This window comes from Acinetobacter sp. RIT698 (assembly GCF_009668065.1).
Lineage (GTDB): Bacteria > Pseudomonadota > Gammaproteobacteria > Pseudomonadales > Moraxellaceae > Acinetobacter > Acinetobacter guillouiae.
The window spans coordinates 1-4,857 of record NZ_WJYH01000099.1 but is presented as its reverse complement, the minus strand read 5'-3'; the positions used below and the strand labels follow the sequence as shown (position 1 = coordinate 4,857).

The window sequence follows — 4,857 nt, the reverse complement described above, 5'->3', positions numbered from 1 at the left end:
GAATAAATATACTTGGGTGAAAATTCAAACTGATTTAAATAGCTTTGTAAATTACCCCTACCTAAAAATAAATTTATACTTCTAGGTAGGTTTTATCATAACATTAAACAATTACATTTAATGTCACATCAATATTGCCACGAGTCGCATTTGAATATGGACAAACGATATGTGCAGCATCTACTAATTTCTGTGCTTCTTCTTGCTCTAAACCTTCTAAATGAATATTTAAAGTCACTTGAATACCAAAACCAGTAGCGATTGGACCAATACCAACATCACCTTCGATAAAAACATCAGGGGTAATTTTTAAATGATCACGATTCGCAACAAACTTCATCGCACCAAGGAAGCAAGCAGAATAACCTGCTGCAAAAAGTTGTTCAGGATTGGTACCACCACCAGCACCACCCATTTCTTTAGGCACTGCTAATTTAACATCTAAAATTCCGTCTGATGATGTTGCACGACCATCACGACCGCCAGTTGCTTTTGCATGTGCTGTATAAACCACTTTTTCTAAAGACATCGGAAATCATCCATTTTTGATTGTGTTCAATTATATCGTATACGATATAAATATTTAAACAAGTAGCGTTTGTGTAAAATTTGATAACTTTATTTTGAAATGTTTTCGCGTAAATTTGAAAGAAGATCTTTCAATTGAGTAATGCTGTCTAAGTCACAGGCACTGGCTTGAGCAACTTGTAACGGAATATCCACGGCTTTTAATTTTAGCGCATGGCCCTGAGCAGTGAGGCTAATAATTACTTGACGTTCATCTTTCGTAGAACGTTCGCGGTTAACAATACCATTACTTTGTAATTTTTTGAGTAAGGGGGTAAGTGTAGATGATTCTAAAAAGAGTTTTTCACCGATTTCAGATACAGTTAGACCATCTTTTTCCCAAAGCACTAACATAACTAAATACTGTGGATAGGTCAGTCCTAGTGGTGTGAGTAATTTACGATAAAGTTGATTTAATGCTAAGTTTGTAGAGTAAACAAGAAAGCAGAGTTGATGATCAAGATTTAAGTTTGAATAGTCTTGTTGCATGCTTGTCTCGTGAAGATATTACGCCTCACAAGTATAACGTTGTTTTGTCTCGTTCAGGAAATAAAAGTCATTAATGGCAATACAGGCTTAGAATGACATCAATTTGCGATGTTGCATTAAAGGCATTGATTCACGAATTGAGCGCTGCTCATTCAAATCAAAAGGTACCGTCATCAATTGCGCACCTTCTGCATCTGTAATGGCTAAAATCTGCCCACGACTATTGGTTGAGCCAGCATGTCCCCAGGTTTGACGTTTTTCACCATGCCAACCTTGTTGTGCTGCACCTAAAACATGACATTGGCTGTCCATCGCACGTGCTTGAAGTAATAACTGCCAATGTATTTGACCTGTGGTATAGGTAAATGCAGCTGGTGCAGTCAAAATATTTGCACCTTGCGCTCTCAAGGTGAGTGCAAGTTCTGGAAAGCGTAAGTCGTAGCAAACCATCAAACCGATTTGTCCAAAAGGTGTTTTCGCGACAACAACATCACTGCCTGGTTCAAAAAACTGAGATTCTTGATACCCACCAACAGCATCACCCACTTGTACATCAAATAAGTGAATTTTGTCATAACGAGCTTCAGTACCTTCTGGACTGATACATAGGCTGACAGTACGAACTCGACCGTCAGCAATAATTGAACCATCTGGACGGAAAGGGCAAGGTAAAGTCCCTGCAACAATCCATATTTGATAATGGTGTGCTAAGTTTTCTAAACGCTTTTGAATTTCTTCAAAACGTGCAGCAGTTTCCCGTTGTTTACCTGCGGCAAAGCAGACAAAATTTTCAGGAAACACAATCAAAGAAGCTCCATCAGCTTTACTTTGTTGTATCAACGACTCAATCACACTGAAGTTTGCTTCAATGTCATTTTGAGAGTTCATTTGAACAACGGAAAGTAAAGTCATGGGCTATCCCTGATAAAGCAATTTTGAAATTATTAAGCGTTTTGCTGGTTTGAAGATACACATTCCATTGTATCTTGCTGCTTTTCAAGTTGTTTAACTAATGGCTCGAACATATTTTGGTTGTTTTCATTGAGCTTCATTAATGTTTTGTGTGCATCGAGAACGGTACACAGCATTGTGCTGTGATTAACGTTATCGTCAATCAAAGCATTGGTGCACACTTGAGGGTCACCACAGTAATTTAAAATGACAAAAACCTGCCCTAAGCCCATGCTATTGGCTAGAGTGGTAATATCTGGATTTGTGGACAGCATCACCGCTTGGATGTGGTGTACTTGTTTCAACTTTAAGCCAAGCTTGGCAAGTATTCCAAGAACTGTACTATCAATAAATGTGGTTTGGGTTAAATCAACAATTGCGCCAATGACGTTTTTCTGTTGTTCAATCCTTGCCAAAAGTTTGTCTAAACTAATACAAGATTGGGCTCGCACTTCACCAATAAGTTTGAAAATATGCGTTCCATTCAAGCTTGCATATTCAACATGACCTGTTGACATATAAATGCCATTTGCAGAGAAGGATAGGAAAATTATCACATAGCGCAAGTCTATACTCAAGCGTTTGCGTATAGGTTATTAGTCTAATTTATTATATGTATTTGATTATGTTGTTAATTCATTCTGCGGAGACTGAGGATTGCAATGTCATCTGCTACATGTTCTGGTGCGCGGAATGATTGATTTTGCAAATGATAGACCAATTGTGAGAACTGTTCATTCAAACCACCTGAGAATGGTTCAAGGGCACCATCAGAACAAATAATGAACCGCGCATGCTTGGTTAAGGTACATTGGAATTCTTCAACCTCTAAATCTTCTGTGAGTCCTAAAGGAAAACTGCTGGTATTTAAGACACGAGGGGCTTGGTTGGGCTCAAAAATGATGGGGGGAGGGTAATGCCCCGCACTTGACCATTTTAAAGCATGTGTTTCTAGATTTAGAATTCCAGCTAACATCGTGATATGTTTTTCAATATTTTCTTGAACCAGCATACCATTGAGTTTTTTAATCAATTCTCTTGGTGTTTTCGAACGGCCGTGAAAGGCGGCCATCCAAGACGTCAGTAACGAGCTGGTTACACCATGTCCCGACACATCAGCCAAATAGAACATGATCTCTTTATCACTGATTTTCCAGTAGTCATACCAGTCACCAGACAAATACGCAGAAGGCTGGAAAAGCGTTTCAACTTTATAATTTTGTAGTTCAATTGGATTTGGAAGAAGTTTCTTTTGTAGTTCTGCGGCAGATGGTAAATCACGGCTATCTTGATTACGTTTATATTGCGCATCAATTTTTAATAAAGAATCTTCAAGATTGGCTGGAAGCTTGGTCCAGATCCAACCAGCAAGAGCGCCAAGTTCCCATGCTTGAGAAAGTTCGCTTCCTTCATTTTCTTGTGCAATGACAATGGTAGGCAAAGCCCATTGGTATTGTAAAAAATCGTGGACGTCTGCAATTGCAATAATTGTTGGATCATAACGATGAATGTCTTCAATGGTAATCATCTGCAAGCTAGGAAGCGTATCTAATACTTGTTCTAAGCTTGAAATTTGGCGACTGGGTTGAATGAAATACATAGAAGAAATGAATGATCCTTAATCGGTATAAAAGCATTATCCAGTAGATTTACTATAGATGACACCACAATGCTAGTAAAACCATATGAATTACTAGCAAATAAGTTTAACAAAATATTGTGGTTATTTGTCTGCGTTTGTATCAGCAGGACTATTGCTATCATCCTCGTCATCATCTACAAACGCGACAGCTTCCTGTCCACGGCCTTTTTTCTCAGCGATTTGGAATGCTAAACGTTGTAAATAGATATCGCGAATTGCTGAGTAACGATCACCTTGCAATACACTTTCAACATCTAGAAGTTTAGAACGAGTATTAATCCCACCTAAAGTACGATTACCCCAGATTAAACCTGTTTGATGGTTATTATCCATTGGGTAAGTAAGTGGATTGGCATAACCTTCAGCAACATAATCAGCTGAGTGACGAAGGGTGCTTGGTCCTAAAATAGGTAGCATCACATAAGGACCACTTGGAATACCGTAGTAACCTAATGTTGTACCCAAGCTTTCTTCTTCAGTTGCTAAACCTAAGCGAGTTGCAGGGTCGGCTAAACCTAGAGAGGTGACTGTGTTAATAGTAAAACGACCTAAGGACTTTGCTGCACGGCTAAAGCGTCCTTGAGCAAGTTGGTTGACCGCATTCCATGGTTCACTTAAGTTTTTACGAAATAAACTATATGAGGAACGTACATCACCTGGCACTTTCTCTTTGTACTGAACTGCGATAGGTCGAGCCACATTACGGTCGATCATGTCATTAAACGCATAAATTTCACGGTTCAATGGTTGAAGTGGATCTTTTACAGCATCTGGTTGAGCTGCATTGGCATTCACTTTTAAGTCATTTTTTGTGATGTTTTTAAGCTCTTTAAGCGCTTCGATTCTTGGATGTTTTGACGTTGCTTCGTTTTCTAGTGTCGAAGAATTCTCTTGAGACGACTTATCATCTGAAACAGAGTCTGTAGAAACCGCATTGTCAGAATTCTCTTGAGTAGATAATTCGTCTTGAGCAAATACATGGCTAGTCAGACCAATGCTAAGTAAACAAGCCCAGAGTACATGATAAGGACGCATAGAATTCCTTGAAATATTCTTAAAGTAAAAGTAGTCAATAACGATATAGCTACATTAAAGACTTCATAATCGTATTCTAACAGCAGTTATTACATATGTATTAAAGCAAATTTGATTAAAAAGTGTGAATAAATATGATAAACGAACAATATTTGTTCAAACAATTAAAATAA

The 4,857-nt window shown here is 38.3% G+C and carries 6 protein-coding genes; all 6 read right to left on the bottom strand.

Annotated elements, in window-relative coordinates; all coding sequences use genetic code 11:
- Positions 1–103 precede the first annotated feature (103 nt).
- Positions 104–529: an organic hydroperoxide resistance protein gene (locus GJV03_RS21080; RefSeq protein ID WP_004725989.1), complete on the bottom strand. Its 426-nt coding sequence runs from the start codon at positions 527–529 to the stop codon at positions 104–106.
- An 89-nt stretch (positions 530–618) separates the two neighbouring features.
- Entirely contained in the window at positions 619–1,056 is a 438-nt protein-coding gene (locus GJV03_RS21075; protein ID WP_105714376.1) for a MarR family transcriptional regulator, read from the bottom strand.
- 87 nt (positions 1,057–1,143) lie between these two features.
- A complete protein-coding gene (locus GJV03_RS21070; RefSeq protein WP_105714375.1) occupies positions 1,144–1,968 on the bottom strand; it encodes a carbon-nitrogen hydrolase family protein in 825 nt (274 codons plus the stop codon).
- Between the two features lie 32 nt (positions 1,969–2,000).
- Positions 2,001–2,525 (bottom strand): anti-anti-sigma factor GigB, encoded by a 525-nt coding sequence (gigB, locus tag GJV03_RS21065; protein WP_016539397.1) that lies wholly within the window; start codon positions 2,523–2,525, stop codon positions 2,001–2,003.
- Positions 2,526–2,638: 113 nt separating this feature from the next.
- Positions 2,639–3,607: an RsbU family protein phosphatase GigA gene (gene gigA / locus GJV03_RS21060; RefSeq protein WP_004725998.1), complete on the bottom strand. Its 969-nt coding sequence runs from the start codon at positions 3,605–3,607 to the stop codon at positions 2,639–2,641.
- Between the two features lie 123 nt (positions 3,608–3,730).
- Positions 3,731–4,684: a VacJ family lipoprotein gene (locus tag GJV03_RS21055; RefSeq protein ID WP_004726001.1), complete on the bottom strand. Its 954-nt coding sequence runs from the start codon at positions 4,682–4,684 to the stop codon at positions 3,731–3,733.
- Positions 4,685–4,857: the final 173 nt, after the last annotated feature.